We start from the raw sequence: 19,390 nt of genomic DNA on the forward strand, positions 1-19,390 counted from the left end.
CGGCTCAGACCGCCCGGCGCGCAATCAGGCGCGCCTCGTGGCGGTCGCCGAACCAGCCCTCGTCAAAGCCGACCGGCTCGAGCCCGCGGCACAGCTCCGGCAGCTCGCCCCGCTCCACAAGGTAGGGACGGCCCGGGCGCGCGTTGACGTGCAGGTTGTCGACGGTGGCGATCTGCACGAACGCGATGCCGCCGGCAGCCAGCAGCCCCCCCAAGGCGTCAAGCAGCGGCCGGTGCAGGAAATTGGCGCAGACCGCGGCATGCCAGCCATGCTCATTGCCCAGTTCGGCAGCAGTCGGCAACGGCTCGGCCTCCAAATCGGCCCAGACCGTCCGCAGTTGCACGTCCCGATCAGCAGCGGCGCTGGTGGCCACGTCCAACGCCCGCTGGGAGACCTCCACCAGCGTTGTGTCGATGTCCCGTTGCGCGAGCCACAGCGCCGTGCCGCCCGTGCCTCCGGCGAGATCCACCGCGGTAGCGCAGCCGGCCAGCAGATCGGCGTGACCCGTGACGAACTCCGACGGAAGCCCTGGTTCGCGCGCGTCGGCGTACTTGGCGTCCCAGCGCTCAGCGGCGCTCATGCGTCGTACACCCGAACCCCTCGAGACCGGCGGCTGCGCGTGTAGGCGGCGATCAGCAGCAGCACCGCGTACAGGAAGAACTCGGACTTGAGAAAACCGATCCAGCCGCCTTGAGTCACCCAGCCGGGCCGGTCGACCAGCCACACCGGCAGCAGCACCAGCACCGCTGCCGCCGGCACCGTCGTGATGAGCCGGCTGCCCCCGATCGCCGTGCTGCCGAAAGCGATTGTCAATGCGAACAGCTTGATCGAGAGCTCTTCGGGATACAGCGACTGGTCATTGAAGTTGACCGGCACCAGCATGAGACCGCCAGCCAGGCCGGCGAGTCCGCTGCTGAGGCTGACGCCGGCCAGCCGCAGCCGGTACACCGACACGCCGAACGCTGCCGCTGCGGTCGGCTCGTCCCTGGTGGCCACCAGCGCACGCCCGATCGGACCGGTCAGCAGCCGGTGCAGCAGCCAGAAGGCGACCGCCACCCACGCAGCCACCAACCAGAACTCCCAGATGTGCTCGTCGTTGGCTGCAATTCCGGTCCAGGCCGGCGGGATGAACTCTCCATCGAGGGTGACCGGCAGCGGGCCGTCGAGCTGGCGCAGCACGATGCGGAACGCCACGGCTGCCGACAGGGTCAGCAAGGCCAGATAGGCCTTCGGCAAGCGCAGCGCCGGCACTCCCAGCAGCGCACCGACCGCGCAGCCCGCAGCAAAGCCGGCCAGCGGCATCAGCATCGGCGGCAAGCCGAAGTCGTTCACCGCATGCAGCGCGGCGTAGGCGCCGACGCCGGTCAGTGCTCCATGGCCGACCGACAGCAGCCCCATCCGGTGGGTCAGCAGCCACAGTCCGGCGAACACCAGGCAGAAGGCCGTGAGCTGGGTGACGTCGGTCACGAAAGTGGACGACGCCTGCAGCGGCACGACCACGACCAGCGCCGCGATGACCATGAGCGATACGGCCGTGAGCAGCGCCGGCCACGGCGCGGTGCGGTTCTGTTCGGACGCCAACGTGGGCGAGGCGTCGCCGGTGACGACCTCAGCGCCGGCATCGTCAAGGACCGGCGCCGCGGGCGGCTCGGGCGCTGCGGGTGGCTCGGGCGCTGCGGGTGGCTCGGGCGTTACCGGCGGCTGCAGCGGCTCAGTCGGCTCCAATCGGAACACCAGCGGTTCGGGATCCGGGGCCAGTGGCTCCTCAGGCGTCGTCATGTCTGCAACGCCCCGCGGCCGGCCTTGCGCGAGACCAGCCCGGACGGTCGCAGCGACAGCACCACGATGAGCACGCCGAGCGCCCACACCAGCGTCACCTGGCTGTCGATGAAGCCGATGTAGCCGGCCATCATCGTCTCGGCAAAGGCGAACAGGTAGCCCCCCGCCAGCGCCAGTGCGGGGCTGCGCAAGCCGCCGAGGGTGGCGGCCGCCAGGCCGAAGATCAGCAGGCGCTCCATCATGTCGGGGCGGATGTTGATCTCTCCGGCAATCAGGCCGCCGGCCAGCCCGCCCAGTGCGGCTGCGACGGCCCATCCGCCCATCACCACCCACTCGACCCGGATGCCGACCAGCGCTGAGCTGTCCCGGTTGGAGGTGATCGCCCGGAACGCGAGGCCGACCTTGGTCGTGCGCTGGATCAGGGCGAGCAAGCCGATGGCGGCCAGCATCACCAGCGTCAGCCCGATGGTGTCGAACCACAGCCGAGCTCCGCCGATGACGAAACGGTCGGTGTGCTCCTGCGGGAACGGCGAGCCGAGGAATCTCTGGCGACCGCTGAAGTGCTTGGCGACGAACACGCCGATCAGCAAGTAGAGCCCGAGCGTCGCGCCGATGGTCGGCACCGGGTCGCCGCGCATCGGCCGGATGACCGTGTACTCCAGCAGGGCGCCCACGGCGGCGGACACGACGACGGCGCCCCCGACCGCGGCCCAGATCGGCCAGGGCGTCGCGAATGGGGTCAACCAGCCCGAGAACGCGACCGCCGGATCCGCGCCCGCAGCGAACACCACCGCGATGTACGCGGAGAGCATCGCCATCTGGCCCTGCGCGAGATTCAGCACCCCGGTCGAGCGAAACACCATCGAAATCGCCACCGCCAGCGCCGCATACGCGGAGCCGTTGGCGAACGAGTCGAAGACCCGCTGCAGGAACAGGGTCACGGCCGCAGATTGTGTCACGGGCGGGGGCGTTGACCGGAGGACAGGTGCCGGTGCGAAGATGAGGCCGTGCCGACTGCATCAGACGCCCCCTCCATTGACATTCGTTACCTCGCTGATGTCGTGCTGACTTGCGACGAGGACTTCGCGGTGATCGAAAGCGGGGCGGTGGACGTGCGCGCCGACGGGCGCATCGCATGGGTCGGCGCTGCTGCTGACGCTTCGACCACCGATGCGCCGGTGATCAGCCTGGGCGGCCTGCTGATGCCGGGCCTGGTCAACACCCATGCGCACACGCCGATGACCTTGGTGCGCGGCGCCGGCGACGGGTTGCCGCTGATGGCATGGCTGGCCGAGGTGATGTGGCCCCGCGAAGGCCGCATGCAACCCGAGGACGCGTGGTGGGGGATGACGCTGGGCTCGGTTGAGATGCTGCGTTCGGGCGTCACCACCACCTGCGAGATGTACGCCTTCGAGCACGCCGTGATCGATGCGGGGCGCAGCGCCGGCATCCGCTTGACCATGTGCCCAGGGGTGCTGTCGGTGGCGCACCTGGATGACACGGGAAGTGTCGCCGAACGCGTCGGCGAGGTCGCCGCCGTGCACGACGCGGTGAATGATCCGTCGGGCCTCGTCACCATCGGGTTCGCTCCGCACTCTGCGTACGACCTCGGCGTGGGACCCTGCGCCGAGATCGCAGAAGCGGCCCGTGAGCGGGACGCACTGCTGCACATCCACGTGGCGGAGACGGCCGACGAAGGCGATTCGCTCGCCGCCAGGCACGGCGGGGCCAGCGTGCCGCGGCTGCTGGCCGATGCGGGGGTGCTCGACGGGAGCGTGCTCGCTGCGCACAGCGTCTGGCTGGACGACGCCGACCTCGACATCTACGCCTCGTCGGGCGTCGCGGTGGCGCACTGCCCGGTCAGCAACATGAAGCTCGGTTCGGGCGTGGCCCGAGTGTCCGAGATGCTCGAGCGCGGCATCACGGTGTCGCTGGCCACCGACGGTCCGGCCTCCAATGACGACCTCGACATGTGGGAGGAGATCAAGATCGCCTCGCTGCTGGCCCGGGTGACCTCGCTCGATCCGACCGTGCTGAGCGCGCAGCAGGTCATCTCCATGGCGACCTGCAACGGTGCGGAGGCGCTGGGCCTGCACACCGGGGTGCTCGAGTCCGGCCGCTGGGCCGACATGATCAGGCTTGACCTCGACGACGCGGCGTTTGTGCCGGTCACCTCGCAAGCCGAGCTGATAGCGCATGTGGCCTGGGCCGGGGGCAGCCGCCACGTCACCGACGTCTGGGTGGGCGGTGAGCGAGTCGTGGCCGACCGGGTGTGCCTGACGGTGGACGAGGCACGGGCTCGCTACGAGGTGCAGCATCGAGCACAGCGACTGGCACAGGAGTCGGGAACATGAGCGACACGGGTGGCAACGGCGACACAGCCGCGACGGCCGGCGAGCCGGCGCCGGTGGGGATCATCGCGGGGACCGGCTTCTACGAGCTTCCCGGCCTCACCGATGCCGAACGTCTCACGGTGAGCACCGACTGGGGCGAGGCCCACGCCATGACCGGTCGCTGGCACGGCCGGCGGATCGTCTTCGTGCCGCGTCATGGGGGTGACCACTCCATACCGCCGTCGGCCATCAACTACCGGGCGAACATCGCCGCCATGGCCGACCTGGGGGCCACGGCGATTGTGGCTGTCTACGTCGTCGGCTCGATGGTGCCCGAGCGGGGGACCGGCTCGTTCCTGCTGCTCGACGACTACCTGGAGTTCACCACGGGCCGTGCTGCCACGTTCTTCGATCAGCCCGGCCAGGTGGTGCACACCGACATGACCACGCCGTACGACCCGAGGCTGCGGGCCGTGCTGGCGGTGGCGGCCGATGCCGAGCACATCGACGTAGCTCAGACCGGCACATATGTCTGCACGAATGGGCCCCGCTTCGAGACCCCGGCGGAGATCCGCATGTACGCCCAGATGGGCGGCAGCGTCGTCGGCATGACGGGCTACCCGGAGGTGGCGCTCGCTCGCGAGGCCGGCATTCCCTATGCGGGAATAGCGGTGGTGGCCAACATGGCCGCGGGGATGTTCGACGGCGAGATCTCCCATGAAGACGTCTCGACGGCGCTCGAGGCCACCAAGGAGCCGCTGTTCGCCCTGCTCGGCCACGCCGTGCGGAGCATGTGACGGGCGGCTGACCGCCCAGTCCGCCCGGTCAGCGTGCGCTGCTGGTATGGCACTATGTGTGAACAGCTGTTGACTCACCGATACGAGCGCACGCATGTCGGACCCCACGAGCAATGCCACGTTCTCGGCACTGGCGGACCCGACGCGCCGGGCCATCCTGGGCCTCGTCGGTGAGCACGGCGAGCTCACTGTGGGCGAGATCGCTGCGAGATTCGACGGGGTCGGCCGGACGGCGGTCTCCTCTCACCTGCGCATCCTGCGTCTCGCCGGTCTGATCACCGAGCGCCGGGACGGCCGCTACCGGCACTACTCGCTCACCTCGACGCCGGCCGACACGGTCGTGGCCTTCCTTGCATCCGTGTACCAGAACTCGCTGGACCAGCTCTCCGCGGCACTCACCGAGGCGGTGGAGGCGGCCGGCAGCGCGGCCCAGCGAGACGACGAGCTGAGCGCCTGACGGCACTGCCATGGCTGAGCTCGTTCTCCGCAGCGAGGCCCGCCTGGAGGCATGCCCGGGCGAGCTGTTCGCCCTGTTCGGCTCGGGCGACCCGTCGCTGGGCTGGCTGTTCGGATCCGAGGCGGAAACACTCCGGCCCGGTGCCCTGGTGCGCCTGACACTGCCGCTGGGCGAGGGGGCGTGGGTGGCGGGAACCGCGAGGGTCCAGCGCTGCATGCCCGGCCGCCGCATCGATCTGGTGCATGAAGCGCCGTGGGCGGGCCGTGTGGTGTGCCATCTCGACGCGCTGAGCGACGGCGGCACCCGCCTGCGCATCCGCGTCACGATCGACGACCGGGAGCTGGTGCGCTTGGGCGCCGACTTCGGGCTTCATTCCTGCGCCGATGTCGAGGAGTGGGAGATCCCGCTCGGACTGCTCACCTCGCTGTCGGGCAGCGCCGGGATCCTCGGGCGATCCACCGTCAACTGTGCGCAGCTCGCAGTGGACGAGATCAACGCCGACGGCGGGATGCTGGGGCGCGAAGTGCGTCTGGTGGTGGCCGACGATGCCACCGATCCCGGCGTCGGCGCGATCGCGATGCGCCGGCTCTGCCGGGTGTCCGGCATGGCTGCGGTCGTCGGCATGCACTCCTCGGCGACCTACGCGGCCACCTCGCCGATGGCCGTCGCGAACGGGATCCCTTACCTCTACACCCCGACCAGCGAGGCAGCCGCAACGCATCCGCTGCTCGTCCGGTTCGGCGAGCGGCCCCTCGACCAGCTTCACCGGGCGCTGCCGCTGATGGCCGAGGCGACAGGCGGGACCCGCTGGTTCCTCACCGGCAATGACTACTCGTGGCCGCGGGCGGTCGGCGCCGCAGCGCGGGAGGTGGTCGACCGCATGGGAGGCACGGTGACGGGCGAGGGCTACGTGCCGCTCGGCACCGAGGACTTCGGCCCGGTGATCGCTGCCATCGGTGACTGCGGCACCGACCACATCGTCTCGAGCTTCGTCGGGCAGGATCACGTCCGCTTCGAGAGCCAGTTCTCGGCATCGGGGCTGCGCGGCACGACCCGCACGTTTGCGCCGCTGATGGACGATGCGGTAGTCGAGCACTTGGGCCCCGCGGCGGCGGGCATCTGGAACGCACTCGGCTACTTCGCCGCCATGGACACCTCCGAGAACCGAGCTTTCCTGCGGCGCTACCGGGATCGGTTCGGCCGCTGCTCCCCGCCGGTGTCCGCTGCAGCAGAGGGCGTGTACGAGGCCATCCATACGTGGGCCAGTGCCTGCCGATCCGGTGGCGGCGTCGAGCCCGGCGCATTCCTCGGCGGGCTCCGCACGTCGGGTTTCCGCGGCCCGAGGCGCTGCGGTCGCGGCGGATCGCTGGAATCGCTGCTGCTGGGGGAGGCGACCCCGTCGGGTGTGAAGGTGCTGGACGAGCTTCCCGTGGCAGGTCCCGCTCCCTGACCGCGCTTGACCCGCTCCCGTTGACAAGACAATATGTCAACAATTACTCACATATTGGGGGCGAGTCATGGGAATTCGACGGAGCCGGCCGCGGCCGTCGCTTGGACGCACCGCGGTCATCTTGGCAGTGCTGCTCTCGATGATCGCCGCCGCATGCGGCACGAGCGACGATGAACCGGCGGTGTCCGAACCGGCAGCCGCCACTGCTGCACCCGCGGCCGACGGCGGCGCTGCGGACGCCGAGCCGGCGTCCGAGCCCGAACCTGAGCCGGCTCCGGCGACAACCGAAGCGGCTGCCGCCACGGATCCTGACGAGCCGTCGGAGCCGTCGGGGGAACCGGTGCGCATCGGCATCCTGTTCTCCAACAGCGGGCCGGCAGGCATCTTCGGCCAGCCGACCGCCAACATCGCAGAGTTCATCGAAGAGGACATCAATGCCGCCGGCGGCATCAACGGCCGCCCGGTCGAGACATTCCTGGCAGACGACGCCACCGATCCGGCCGTGGGCCGCCAGGCGATGGAGCAGCTCATCGAGTCGGACGGCGTCGACGTGGTGCTCGGCACGCATTCCAGCGCCACACGTGAGGCCGCCAAGCCGCTGGCCGAGGACGCCGGCGTGCTGTACATCTACGCGGCGCTGTACGAGGGCGGCGAGTGCTCGTCGGTGATGTTCAACACCGGCGAGGTGCCGAGTCAGCAGCTCGCGCCGGTCATCCCCTGGATGATGGACGAGACCGGCGGCCGGACCTGGTTCCTGCTGGGGAACGACTACGTGTGGCCCCGCCGCAGCTTCGAGTTGGCCCGGCAGTACATCGAGGGTGCCGGCGGCGAGGTCGTCGGCGAGGAGTACGTCCCGCTGGGAACGCAGGACTTCTCCTCAGTCGCCCAGCAGATCGCAGGCTCAGGCGCAGATCTCATCTTCCCGGCTCTCGTGGGCGGCGATGCGATTGCGTTCGAGACCCAGGCCCTGGACTTCGGCATCGGCCAGGAGGCCATCCCGCGGTTGGCGAACATCTACGAGGAGAACGTCCTCGGCGCGATGGGGCCCGCGGTGACCGCAGGCATGCGCGTCACGCTCGGCTACTTCAAGGAAGTCGACAACCCCGCCAACGCCCAATTCGTGAGCCGCTACTTCGAGCGTTTCGGGGCCGATGCGCCACCGCACATGACGTTCAGCTCGCACATCTACGACGCAGCGCTGCTGTATGCCGCAGCGGCGAATGCGGCGGGCACCACCGAGACAGCGGCCGTCGCCTCAGCGCTGGAGGGACTGACCCTGTCGACGCCGACCGGGGACATCTCTGTCACCGACAGCCGCCACCTCGCGCAGCCGATCTATGTGGCTGAGATCCAGGCCGACGGAAGCCAGGTGATCGTGCAGGCCTTCCCGTCAGTGGAGCCCGACGAGACCTGCAATCCCTAGCGCAAGCCATTGGATGCGCTGACGCTCGAACTGCTGAACGGCCTCAGCCTGTTCTCGACGCTGGCCGTGGTCGCGCTGGGCCTCGGCATCGTCTTCGGGCTGATGGGCGTCATCAACCTCGCCCACGGCGAGTTCGTGATGATCGGCGCGTACGTGTCCTACGTGGTGCACGCAAACGGGCTCAGCCACTGGCTGTCGGTGCCGCTGGCGGCAGCAGTGCTGTTCGCGCTCGGCGCGCTCATCGAGCTCACGCTGATCCGTCGCATTCACCGCCAGCCGGAGGTGACGATCCTGGCCACGTTCGGGCTGTCGATCTGCCTGCGACAGGCCATCGAGCTGATCTTCACCAAGGACTTCCGCGGCGTCCCCAACCCGGTGCCCGGGGCGACGCGGGCGTTCGGCGTGCTGTTTCCCACCTACCGGTACCTGCTGATCGGCATCGCCGTCGTGGTGGTGGTGACGACGCTGCTTGCCTTCACGAGGTCGCGCTTCGGCCTGACTGTCCGGGCCATCGTGGCTGACCGGGATCTGGCCGAGGCATCCGGCGTGCGGACTGGCATCGCCAACTTCTGCGCTTTCGGCATCGGCGCCGCGACCGCCGGCATTGCGGGTTCTCTCGTGGCCCCGCTCGGCGCCATCGAACCGCAAGCTGGGCTGGCCTACCTCCCCGGGGCCTTCCTGGTGGTGATCGTCGGCGGGTTCAACCGGCTCTGGGGCGTCATCGTCGGGGCGCTCGTGGTCGCGGCCACCCAGACCGGGGTCATCCACTTCTACGACGCCGTCTGGGCCCAGATCGCCTCCCTGGGGCTCGCCGTGCTGGTGCTGCAGTTTCGCCGGCTCGGCGCCGAAGGAGCCCCGGCGTGAGGCGCGCGCTCGCCGTCGGGGCGGTCTGCTGCTGCGGCGCTGCGGCCGCGAGCGGGGCGTTCGGCGGTTACCGGTCGGGGCAGCTCTCGCTGTTCCTGGTGTTGGCCGCGCTCGCCGTCAGCCTCGACTTCGTGTGGGGCTACACCGGCATTCTCTCGCTGGGCCAGTTGCTGCCCTTCGGCATTGCCGCGTACTCGTCCGCCAAGATCGCCCTGGCGGCGCCGTCGCTGAGCCTGCTGGGGCTGGTGGTTGCCGCTGCGGTCGGCGCTGCCGTCGCTGCGGTCGTCGGCGTGGCGATGCTGCGACGCCGCCCATCGCCCGTGGTCGTGGCCCTGCTGACGCTGGTGCTGTCGCTCACGCTGGAGCAGTTGGCCGAGCAGTGGCGGGACGTCACCGGCGGATTCAACGGGCTGACGGGCATTCCTCGCATCGAGGCCCTGGGGGTCCGGCTCTCGGACACCGCGCAGGACATGCTCCTCTGCGTGCTGGCGATAGCGGCCATCACTGCGGTGGGCGTCCTGGTCACTCGCCCGATCGGCGCTGTGCTGATCGGCATCCGTTCCAATGAGCGCCGCATGGAGGCGCTCGGCTACCACACGGTCCAGATCAAGATCTGGGCGTTCACCGTGGGCGGTGCGCTCGCCGGATTCGCCGGCGCGCTGTACGTGCACCGCACGAGCTTCGTCTCGCCGCAGATCTTCGGATTCGCCTTGGCGACCAACGTGGTGCTGTGGACCCTCGTCGGGGGGCGCGGCACCATCGTGGGGCCGGTCATCGGCGCCATGACCATCAACTTCGCCTCCGCGACGCTGGCCGATGTCTGGCTGCAGTACTGGACGCTCGCCACCGGCGTGATCTTCGTGGGCGTCGCGGTGGTGATGCCGCGGGGCCTGATCCCGAGCGTGCAGCGCCTGGCGGGCATGCCGGCCCGACGGCGCCAGCAGCCCGCCCTGCGGCGCTCCGAGCCAAGTCTCCGCGCCACGGGGTCGCAGGCGCTGCCGCCCTCGATCCTCGAGGCGAGCGGCGTCGACAAGAGCTTCGGCTATTTCCGCCTGCTCAACGACATCACACTGACCATGCGCGAGCCGGAACTGCGATGCCTCATCGGGCCGAACGGAGCCGGGAAGTCGACACTGCTGGACATCCTGTGCGGCCAGCAGGGCTGCCAGGCGGGGCGTGTCGTGGTGTTCGGCCAGGAGTGCACCGGTCGCCGTTCCTGGGAATTCGCCCGACACGGGGTGAGCCGCAAGTTCCAGTCACCGCAGCTCATCGACGACCTGTCGGTCGCGGCCAACGTGGCCATCGCCGCATGGGGCACACATTCGAGTCCGTGGCACCTGCTGTGCAGGTCATGGGACACAGGTGTCCGGCCGGCGGCCATGGAGATCCTCGCCCAGACCGGACTCGGTGAACATCTGGGGACGCGGGCGGGAGATCTCTCCCATGGCGACAAGCAGTGGCTCGAGATCACTATGGCGCTGGCCGGCGACTGCCGGCTCTTGCTGCTTGACGAGCCGACGGCGGGCATGACCGTGGCCGAGAGCCTGGAGGCCGCCGCGCTGCTGCGCGAACTGCATCGAGCGCATCGCCTGCCGATTCTCATCGTGGAGCACGACATGGCGTTCATCCGTGCCGTTGCCGACCGGGTCACGGTGCTGGCGCGCGGTGAAGTGCTGGCTGACGGCAGCGTTGCGGAAGTGGAGAGCAACCCGGATGTTCACGCCATCTACGCCGGGGTCGACAGCTGATGCGGTTGGAGGCGCACGGGCTGCGCTCGGGTTACGGGAGCGTGCCGGTCCTGCACGGCGTCAGCTTCGACATCGGCAGCGGCGAGGTCGTGGCGGTCGTCGGGCGCAACGGAGCCGGCAAGACCACCCTGGTCAAGACCGTTGCGGGCGTGCTCCGGGCGACAGGAGGCGGGCTGATGCTGGACGGCGCGGAGATCACGAGGCTGCCACCGTCGGGTCGGGTCCGCGCCGGCTTGCGCGCGGCCTTTCAGGAGCGTTCGCTGTTCGGTCAGCTCTCTGTCGGCGACAACCTGCGGCTGAACGGGTTCCCGGCCGAGCAGCACGAGGCGGTGCTCGCGTTGTTCGGCGAATCGCTGGCCGGTCGCGCCGCGCAGCGCGCCGGCACGCTGTCCGGCGGCGAACAGAAGATGCTCACTGCGGCCCTGGTGCTCTCGTCGAGCGCGTCCCTGCTGATCATGGACGAGCCGACTGAAGGCCTGCAGCCCTCGAATGTCGAACTGCTGGGCGACGCGCTCCACTCGGCCAAGGAGTCGGGCCGCAGCGTCCTGCTCGTCGAGCAGCACCTGTCGCTCGCGATGCGCCTGGCCGACCGGTTCATCGTGCTTTCCAAGGGCGAAGTCGTCGATGCCGGCACAGCCGGCGATGCTGAGCTCGCCGGCAGATTGGTCCAGCACCTCGCCATCTGACCGCAGTTGTCCGACTGCACGCATTCCCCTGCACTCATCCGACAGCCAAGGAAGGAAGCCATGACATCAGCAGCCGAAAGGACCCGATTGACGGGTCTGACGCTCGCCGAAGCGGCGAGGGCCGTGCGCAGCCGCGAGATCAGCGCTGCCGAGCTGCTCGACGCCTGCCTCGCCAGGATCGACCAGACCGAGCCGTCGGTGCGCTCGTTCGCGTCGCTGCAAGCTGAGGCGGCACGGGTCGCAGCCTCCGAACTGGACCGCAGCGAAGTCCGCGGACCGTTGCATGGCGTGCCAGTGGCGCTCAAGGACCTCTTCTTCACCCAAGACGTCCCCACCGAGGCGAATTGCGAGGCCCTGCGGGGCTTCGTGCCCGACCGCGATGCCACCGTCACTGCACGCCTGCGCGAGGCCGGCGCGGTGATCGTCGGCAAGACCAACACCCACGAGTTGGCTTTCGGGGTCTCCTGCCCGGCCTCGCACAACCCGTGGGACGCGGGTCGCTCCACCGGCGGCTCGTCGGGCGGCAGCGCCGCGGCGTTGGCAGCCCATCAGGTGTTCGGCGCGCTCGGCTCGGACACCGGCGGCTCGGTGCGCATCCCGTCGAATTGCTGTGGCACCACGGGCATCAAGACCACGCGCGGCCTGGTGCCGCGTGACGGTGTGCACCTGATCTCGTGGACCTACGACACGGTCGGCCCGATGGCTCGGACCGCCGAGGACTGCGGGATCCTGCTGGAGGTCATTGCCGGCCACGCCCCCGACGACCCGTACTCGGTCAAGACGGCGCTGAGCGATGCGCGTCACCCTGGCGAGCTGACGCTGGGGGTGCCCGGCGACAGCTTCTTCGACGGCATCGAGACCGACGCGCAGGTGCGAGCCGTCATGGATGCAGCGGCAGACGAGCTGCGCGCGCTCGTGCGCCGCGTGCAGCCCGCGCAGGTCCCCAACAGCGCAGACCATGCCGAGATCGGCTTGGCGATCGTCATCGCCGAGGCAGCAGCGCTGCTCGAGGGCCTGCGCGCCGAGCACGACGAGCTGATCGGCGAGGAGGTCCGCGGGGTCCTGGAAGCCGGAGCGGCGATTGCGGGCACGGCTGTCTCAGGAGCACAGGCGCAGCGAGTGGCGTTCGAGCGGGCCTGCCTCGATGTGTTCGACGATCAGGGCGTCGACCTGATCATCGCCCCGGTGAACCCCAATCAGGCGGTGCCCCACGGCGCATCAGAGCTCAACGGCGTGCCGCTCATCCCTGCCACCACGCAGTTCACGTTCCCGGTGAACGGGGCCGGGCTGCCAGCGATCGCTCTGCCGGGCGGCTTCGCCGCCGACGGCCTGCCCATCGGTTTCCAGCTCATCGGCCGCCCCTTCGCCGAGCGGACGCTGGTGGCTGTGGGCGAGGCGTTCCAGCGGGCGACCGACCATCACGCGCAGGCACCCGAGCTGTGAGCGTGCGGGCGAGGTCGTGACGTTGCAGGCGTAGCATTCGAGTTGTTCATCTCGGCGGGGAGGCGTGTATGCGCAGCTGGAGCTCGATGGAGGAGTTCGAGGCGTTCCTGGACGACGGCGGGCTGGTCGAGCCCGACGATGACATGCCCGACGCATACCGCGAGGCGGTGTTCCGGTTCATCGAGCTGCATGCCAACAGCGAGTACATGGGCGGTCTCACCGAGCGGGACTGGATCGCCAAGGCGCCGGGCCTCGCGAACAAACTGACGGCGCTGGCCAAGACCCAGGACGAGATCGGCCACGCTCACCTGCTGTACATGGTGGCGGCGGACATGGGCGTGAAGACCCGCGACGAGATGACCGTCGACCTGCTGGCCGGGCGCACGACGTTTCACAACGTGTTCCACTACCGGGCCTACTCGTGGGGCGACCAGATCGCCATCGCCTACTTGGTGGATGCGGCGGCGCTTGCCAGCCAGCAGGCCGTGTTCAAGAACTGCAGCTACGGGCCGTACAAGCGCATCCTGCGGAGGATCATCGCCGAGGAGGGCTTCCACATGCGCAACGGCGAGGAGCTGTTGCTGAAGATGGCCAAGGGCACCGCCCAGCAGCACCAGCTGATGCAGGAGGGCATCGACCGGTGGTGGTGGCCGTCGGTGCAGCTGTTCGGACCCGACACACGTCCCGACGACGTGCTGCTGCGCTGGCACATCAAGTCCGAACGCAACGAGGTTCTGCGGGATCGGTTCGTGCAGAAGATGGTGCCGCAGCTGCAGGCGGCCGGCTTCACCATTCCCGACCCGGATCTGCGCCAGGATCCTGAGACGGGTCGCTGGATCAGCGGGGACATCGACTGGGACGCGCTGAAGGCCGCGATCGCGGGCCGCGGACCCGACAGCGCTCGGCGTCTGAACGATGCGCGCCTGGCTTGGGACGGGGCTGCGTGGGTGCGCTCGGCCCTGGACGAGGCAGCGGCGGTGCCTGCATGAGCGACGGCCCCGGCAGCACAGCCGCCATGGAGGCGGCGGCGGCGAACACAGCCGCCATGGAGGCGGCGGCGGCGAACACAGCCGCCATGGAGGCGGCGGCGGCGAACACAGCCGCCATGGAGGCGGCGGTTCTCGAGGCAGTGTCGTCGGTATGCGATCCCGAGTATCCCGACATCACCATTGCAGAGCTGGGGATCCTCGAAAGCGTCTCGGCCCGTGACCGCGGCGGCGCCGTACGGATCGAGCTGGTCCCCACCATGCTCGGCTGCCCGGCCCTCGACGTGATCGCCAGCGACGTGACCGCTGCGGCACGCTCGGCATGCATCGGCAGCGACGTGTCGGTGGAAGTGGTGTTCATCGCCGACCCGGTTTGGACGCCGGACCGCATATCGCCCGGAGCGGTGGAGTTCATGGCCCGCGAGTACTCGGTGGCTGTCCGCCGTGCGCGATCCCATGCGCCCTGCCCCATCTGCGGCAGTACCGCGCTTGAGCACCGGTCGGATTTCGGGCCGACGCCGTGCCGCAGCGTGGAATGGTGCCCGAGCTGCCGCAACCCCATCGAGGTGGTCGGCAGGGTTGACTTCCCGGCCGCCATGGAGGCGGCGCCAGCGAATGCGGTCCTCGCATGAAGACCTACGAGGTGTTCCTGAAGCGTCCGGGCAAGGACCCGTTCACCCACGTCGGCGCCCTCGAAGCGCCCGACGACGACTTGGCGCTCAGCTTCGCCCGCGACTGCTACACCCGGCGCTCTGAGGGCGACCAGATGTGGGTGGTGGCTCGCGAAGACCTGCTCGTCGCCGACGCTGTCGAGCTCGAAATGGCAGACCGTCCTCACCGCCACAACGACGGAGCACTGCTGCGGGATCTGCGCAAGGCCGGAGACTCGTCAACCTCATGACCGATCTGGCACCAGCGGGCATTGACGGCGCGCACGATGTCGTGCTGGCGCTCGCTGACGACGAGCTGTGCATCGGTCAGAACCTGGCGTGGTGGATCGCCGTGGGGCCGTTCCTCGAGGAAGACCTGGCGCTGACCTCGATCAGCCAAGACGAGCTGGGCCACGCCCGGGCGCTCTACGGGTTGCTCGGCGACGACGTCGACGCGCTGGCCTATGGTCGCCAGCCGCACGAGTACCGCAGCGCGCATCTCACCGAACTGCCCTGTCGCGACTGGGGCGAGACGCTGGTCCGGCACTTCCTGTACGACACCGCCGAGACCGTCCGCTGGGCGGCACTGGCGGACTCGTCGTGGGAAGCCCTCGGCGCCGTGGCGCGCCGAGCCCTGGCCGAGGAACGATCGCACCTGCGCCACGCATCGGGGCTGCTGTCGCGATTGCTGCGCACCGACGCCGGCCGCTCGCACCTGCTCCCGCTGTTCGATCAGTTCGCCCCGATGGCGTGCGAGCTGTTCGAGCTGCCGCCCGGCTGCTCCGGCGATGACCTCGTCGCTGCGGGGGTCATGACTCGCCCGGTGAGCGACCAGCGCGCCGAATGGCAGGCAATGGTGGACGATGCCGTCGCTGGGGCTGGATACCAGCCACGATGGCCTGACCACGCCGGTCCCGCACCTGCGGCAGAGGGCCGCGCCGGACGGCGCTCACCCCATTTCGCCGCGCTGCACGCGGAGATGGTCGAGGTGATCTCGCTGGATCCAGCGGCGCGCTGGTAGCTGCTCTGCCACAATCGCCCGGGCGTCGGCCGGAGGCCGCCGGCGGCAGACAACGCGACACAGAGGCAGGTCGATTCATGGCATTGCGAGGAACATCGGTGGTCCGGCGCGAGGACGAGTCGCTGCTGCGCGGCCAGGGACAGTTCGTCGCCAACCTCGCAGCGGATGCGGCCTGGTCGCCCATGGCGCACGCTTGCTACGTGACCTCGACGGTCGCCCATGCCGACATCACCGGACTCGACGTGAGCGCGGCGCGCAGCGCGCCCGGTGTGGTCGATGTCGTCACGGCCGCCGACGTCGATCTGGGCCCCTACCCGTCGCCGAATCCGGCATTCGACGGCGCCATCGTGCGCCCGATGCTGGCTCGGGAGCGGGTGCGGTTCGTGGGCGAGCCCATCGCCGTCGTCGTGGCGGACAGCCCGGCGGCGGCGATGGACGCGGCCGAGCTGGTCATCGTCGACTACGAGCCGCTGCCGGCCCTCGTCGATCCCGAAGAGGCGCTGGAGGGTCCAGCGCTGTTCGACGGGATGGCTGAGCCGAATGTCGTGATCCGTATGTCGCTCGACGGCGAGCAGGCTGACTTCGCATCGTGCGATGCAGTCGCCGAGGTGCGCACGATCAACAATCGCATCGCCCCGTGCCCGCTGGAGCCGCGGGTGGCTGCGAGCCGCTGGGCCGACGACGGCCGCCTGCACCATGTCAACGCCGGACAGGGGCCTCACCCGGTGCGCGCGGGCCTCGCGAAGATCCTGGACCTGGACCGGTCCCAGATGCGCGTGCTCTCGCGCGACGTGGGCGGCAGCTTCGGGGCGAAGGCTCGCCCGCACCCCGAGGAAGCGCTGCTCGGCTGGCTGGCGGCCCGGACCGGCAGGCCGGTGATGTGGGTGCCCTCGCGCACCGACGACATGGTGGGTCTCGTGCACGGACGCGGGCAGATCCAGTACTGCCGCATCGGCGGCACCCGCGACGGGCGCATCACGGCGTTCCAGGTGCACGTGGTTCAGCAGGCGGGCGCGTACGGGAACATGGGTGCAGCGCTGCCGAACAACGGCCGGGCGATGCTGGCCGGCTGCTACGACATCGCCACGCTCGGCTTCACGTCGGTCTCGGTGCTCACCAACACCACGCCGACCGGTCCCTACCGGGGTGCCGGCCGGCCCGAGGCTGCGGCTGCGGTCGAGCGCGCCGTCGATGTGTTCGCTGCCGAGATCGGCATGGACCCCGCCGAGGTGCGCCGGAAGAACTTCCTGCAGCCCGAGGTCTTCCCGCTCACCACCCGCACCGGCATGCCCTACGACACCGGCGCATACGAGGCCAGCCTGGATGCCGCGCTCGAAGCGGCCGGCTACAGCGCACTGCGCGAAGAGCAGGCCCGCCGTCGGGCAGACGGCGACGACAAGCTGCTCGGCATCGGGTTGGCGACCTACGTCGAGCGCACCGCGGGGATCGGGCGTTCCGAGTACGGGGCGGTGGAGCTGGTCGCGGGCGGTCGGATCGTGGCGCGGACCGGCTCGTCGCCGTACGGGCAGGGCCACCACACCTCATGGGCGATGCTCATCGCTGACCGCACTGGTGTGCCGATGGACAGTATCGACATCATCCACGGCGATACCGACGAAGTGCCCCGCGGCGAGGTGACCGGCGGTTCGCGCTCGGTGCAGCTGGCCGGCGCGGCCATCTGGCAGGCCTCGGCGACGCTGGTCGATCAGGCCCGATCGGTGGCGGCGACGCTGCTGGAAGCCGACCCCGCGGACATCACGCTGGACACCGAGGTCGGTGCCTTTCACGTCGTGGGCACACCGGCGGTCTCGGTGGGCTGGGCGGCCATCGCCGAACAGCTTGCGGCAGCGGCGCTTGGGAGCGACGGCGGCTCGGACGGCGACAGCGCTGCGGGGCCGCGCCTGCTGCACGCCGAGGAAGTGTTCGACTCCGAGGCGCCCACATTCCCGTTCGGCACCCATGTCGCGGTGGTGGAGGTCGACCGCCACACCGGCGAGGTGGAGCTGCGCCAGCTCGTGGCCTGCGACGATGCCGGCACCATTCTCAACCCGCTGCTGGCGGCCGGCCAGGTGCACGGCGGCTTGGCTCAGGGGGCGGCCCAGGCGCTGTACGAGGAATTCGTCTACGACCCCGACGGCAACCCGCTCACCGGGAACTTCGCGGACTACCCGATCATCTCGGCGGCGGAGCTGCCCTTCTTCGACCGTGTGGTGCTCGAGACCCCCACGCACATCAACCCGCTGGGCGCCAAGGGCATCGGCGAGTCAGGCACGGTCGGTGCCACCCCCGCCATCCAGAACGCCGTCGTCGATGCCGTCGCCCACCTGGGCATCCGCCACATCGACATGCCGCTCACCCCCCAACGCGTCTGGCAAGCCATCACCGCCGCAACCGGAAACGGCTCAGTCGTCGCCTGAGGACAGTTCAGGGGCGTTGGCGGCGCGCACATCGCGCTCCACGAGGCCAGGCTCGCTGAGCTCGTCGCCGCCCGTCACCGATCCCAAGTCACGGAATCGACGGGCTTGTGGCAGCACCATTCGCTCGAACGAGCCCACGCTGTCGTTGTAGGCGCCGACAGCGCTGCGCAGGCCGCGGCCCATCTTGTCCACGTGCTCGATATAGGTCGAGAGGCGGGAGTACAGCTCGTTGCCGAGCTGGGCGACTTCTTCGGCGTTGCGGGCGATGTCCTGTCGCTGCCATGCCAATGCCACCGTTCTCAAGAAGGCGATGAGCAGCCCAGGGGTCGCGATGAGCACCCGGTGCCGATGCCAAGCGTTCTGCCAGACATCGCTGTCGACATCCATGGCCACGTCCAGCATCGGGTCGGTCGGCACGTACATCAGCACGAAGTCAGGCGATCCCGATACCCACCGGCCGTAGTCGCGATCGCCGAGTTCCTTGGCTCGCTCGCTGAGGGCGGCCGCATGCTCGGCAAGAGCTTGCCGCTGTTCGCTCTCATCAGAAGACTGCGCGGCGCGGTCGTACGCGGCGAACGGCGTCTTGGCGTCGATGACGACGCTTGCCCCGCCTGGCACCTTGACGACCACGTCGGGCCGCAGCCGACCCTCGGCGCCAAGCTCGCCGACCGTGGCCTGCTCGATGTAGTCGATGTGCCGGCTCATGCCGGCCGCCTCGATGACGTTGCGCAGGTGCTGCTCGCCCCAAGCACCCCGCATCTTGGAATCGCGCAGGATCTGTCGCAGGCCGCTCGTCTCGGAGACCAGTTGATCGACGCTCTGTGAGACCTTGGCCGTGTCCTCCACCCTCGCCTTGTCTGCCTTGTTGACGTGCTCCTGCAGTTCTCGCAGGCGCTCGCGCATGGGCTCGACCAACTCCTTGACTGTCTTGCCAGCGGTCTTTGTCTGCTCAGAAGTGAGGTCGCGGAACTCCTTCATGAAGGTGTCGCGGGTGGACTGGCTGACCTCGGCCGCGATTTCCTTGAAACGGTTCTCGATCTCGGCCTGCTTCTTGGTCATCTCCTCGATGCGAGCGGCCCGGTCGGCCTCGACCATGGCCAGCTGGGTCCGCAGTTCTGACGCGGCGTCGCGCTGGCTCGCCGATTCGTCGCGAGCCGTGTCGCGTTCGAGGATCACTTGTCCCAGCTGGCGAGAGCGCACGGCCCACACCACGATCGCGCCGACGGCGAGGCCCGCCACGATGGCGAGAACGACAGCAAGACCGGTGGACATAAGGCTCACTCCTCAATCGGCCTTGATCATCGCGCCACTAGCGTCGGCATTGGTGCCTTGCACG

18 protein-coding genes are annotated in these 19,390 nt (G+C 69.5%); 14 read left to right on the plus strand and 4 right to left on the minus strand.

The window, feature by feature from the left end:
- Positions 1-4: 4 nt before the first annotated feature.
- From ACOGXE_RS11630 to ACOGXE_RS11640, 3 genes are read right to left on the minus strand one after another with little or no spacing between them, the layout of a single operon-like run.
- Positions 5-580, minus strand: coding sequence for a class I SAM-dependent methyltransferase (locus tag ACOGXE_RS11630; RefSeq protein ID WP_419931079.1), 576 nt, complete (start codon positions 578-580; stop codon positions 5-7).
- Complete coding sequence (locus tag ACOGXE_RS11635; protein WP_419931080.1) at positions 577-1,779, minus strand: branched-chain amino acid ABC transporter permease; 1,203 nt, start codon at positions 1,777-1,779, stop codon at positions 577-579. Before ACOGXE_RS11635 ends, ACOGXE_RS11630 begins: the two co-directional genes overlap by 4 nt.
- Positions 1,776-2,720, minus strand: a complete 945-nt coding sequence (locus tag ACOGXE_RS11640) for a branched-chain amino acid ABC transporter permease (RefSeq protein WP_419931081.1) — start codon at positions 2,718-2,720, stop codon at positions 1,776-1,778. The genes ACOGXE_RS11635 and ACOGXE_RS11640 overlap by 4 nt, the downstream gene beginning before the upstream one ends.
- 66 nt (positions 2,721-2,786) lie before the next feature.
- Between ACOGXE_RS11640 and ACOGXE_RS11645 the strand changes: the two genes are divergently transcribed.
- The 14 genes from ACOGXE_RS11645 (at position 2,787) to ACOGXE_RS11710 (ending at position 18,054) form a co-directional block, all read left to right on the plus strand.
- A complete protein-coding gene (locus ACOGXE_RS11645) occupies positions 2,787-4,133 on the plus strand; it encodes an amidohydrolase family protein (protein WP_419931082.1) in 1,347 nt (448 codons plus the stop codon).
- Positions 4,130-4,909 (plus strand): S-methyl-5'-thioinosine phosphorylase, encoded by a 780-nt coding sequence (locus tag ACOGXE_RS11650; RefSeq protein ID WP_419931083.1) that lies wholly within the window; start codon positions 4,130-4,132, stop codon positions 4,907-4,909. The genes ACOGXE_RS11645 and ACOGXE_RS11650 overlap by 4 nt, the downstream gene beginning before the upstream one ends.
- Positions 4,910-5,003: 94 nt before the next feature.
- Positions 5,004-5,366, plus strand: a complete 363-nt coding sequence (locus ACOGXE_RS11655; RefSeq protein WP_419931084.1) for an ArsR/SmtB family transcription factor — start codon at positions 5,004-5,006, stop codon at positions 5,364-5,366.
- Positions 5,367-5,376: 10 nt separating this feature from the next.
- Positions 5,377-6,816: a substrate-binding protein gene (locus tag ACOGXE_RS11660; RefSeq protein ID WP_419931085.1), complete on the plus strand. Its 1,440-nt coding sequence runs from the start codon at positions 5,377-5,379 to the stop codon at positions 6,814-6,816.
- Positions 6,817-6,883: 67 nt separating this feature from the next.
- Positions 6,884-8,239: a substrate-binding protein gene (locus ACOGXE_RS11665; protein ID WP_419931086.1), complete on the plus strand. Its 1,356-nt coding sequence runs from the start codon at positions 6,884-6,886 to the stop codon at positions 8,237-8,239.
- A 9-nt stretch (positions 8,240-8,248) separates the two neighbouring features.
- The gene (locus tag ACOGXE_RS11670; RefSeq protein ID WP_419931087.1) at positions 8,249-9,103 is read left to right on the plus strand and encodes a branched-chain amino acid ABC transporter permease; all 855 of its coding nucleotides are present in this window, start codon (positions 8,249-8,251) and stop codon (positions 9,101-9,103) included.
- Positions 9,100-10,851, plus strand: a complete 1,752-nt coding sequence (locus tag ACOGXE_RS11675; protein WP_419931088.1) for an ABC transporter permease subunit — start codon at positions 9,100-9,102, stop codon at positions 10,849-10,851. Before ACOGXE_RS11670 ends, ACOGXE_RS11675 begins: the two co-directional genes overlap by 4 nt.
- Positions 10,851-11,537, plus strand: coding sequence for an ATP-binding cassette domain-containing protein (locus tag ACOGXE_RS11680; RefSeq protein ID WP_419931089.1), 687 nt, complete (start codon positions 10,851-10,853; stop codon positions 11,535-11,537). Before ACOGXE_RS11675 ends, ACOGXE_RS11680 begins: the two co-directional genes overlap by 1 nt.
- A gap of 60 nt (positions 11,538-11,597) precedes the next feature.
- The gene (locus ACOGXE_RS11685) at positions 11,598-12,980 is read left to right on the plus strand and encodes an amidase (RefSeq protein WP_419931090.1); all 1,383 of its coding nucleotides are present in this window, start codon (positions 11,598-11,600) and stop codon (positions 12,978-12,980) included.
- Between the two features lie 68 nt (positions 12,981-13,048).
- Positions 13,049-13,969: a 1,2-phenylacetyl-CoA epoxidase subunit PaaA gene (paaA, locus tag ACOGXE_RS11690; protein ID WP_419931091.1), complete on the plus strand. Its 921-nt coding sequence runs from the start codon at positions 13,049-13,051 to the stop codon at positions 13,967-13,969.
- Positions 13,966-14,598 (plus strand): iron-sulfur cluster assembly protein, encoded by a 633-nt coding sequence (locus tag ACOGXE_RS11695; protein ID WP_419931092.1) that lies wholly within the window; start codon positions 13,966-13,968, stop codon positions 14,596-14,598. The genes paaA and ACOGXE_RS11695 overlap by 4 nt, the downstream gene beginning before the upstream one ends.
- Positions 14,595-14,867 (plus strand): 1,2-phenylacetyl-CoA epoxidase subunit B, encoded by a 273-nt coding sequence (gene paaB / locus ACOGXE_RS11700; protein WP_419931093.1) that lies wholly within the window; start codon positions 14,595-14,597, stop codon positions 14,865-14,867. The genes ACOGXE_RS11695 and paaB overlap by 4 nt, the downstream gene beginning before the upstream one ends.
- On the plus strand, positions 14,864-15,637 hold the full coding sequence (gene paaC / locus ACOGXE_RS11705; RefSeq protein WP_419931094.1) for a 1,2-phenylacetyl-CoA epoxidase subunit PaaC: 774 nt from the start codon (positions 14,864-14,866) through the stop codon (positions 15,635-15,637). The genes paaB and paaC overlap by 4 nt, the downstream gene beginning before the upstream one ends.
- Before the next feature lie 77 nt (positions 15,638-15,714).
- Positions 15,715-18,054 (plus strand): xanthine dehydrogenase family protein molybdopterin-binding subunit, encoded by a 2,340-nt coding sequence (locus ACOGXE_RS11710; protein WP_419931095.1) that lies wholly within the window; start codon positions 15,715-15,717, stop codon positions 18,052-18,054.
- Here ACOGXE_RS11710 and rmuC read toward each other — a convergent pair.
- Positions 18,040-19,326 carry a DNA recombination protein RmuC gene (gene rmuC / locus ACOGXE_RS11715; protein ID WP_419931096.1) on the minus strand — a complete coding sequence of 429 codons (1,287 nt, stop codon included), beginning with the start codon at positions 19,324-19,326 and terminating at the stop codon, positions 18,040-18,042. The two genes, ACOGXE_RS11710 and rmuC, sit on opposite strands and share 15 nt — an antisense overlap.
- Positions 19,327-19,390 lie beyond the last annotated feature (64 nt).

The sequence above is a fragment of the Candidatus Poriferisodalis sp. genome (genome assembly GCF_965208555.1).
Lineage (GTDB): Bacteria > Actinomycetota > Acidimicrobiia > Acidimicrobiales > Poriferisodalaceae > Poriferisodalis.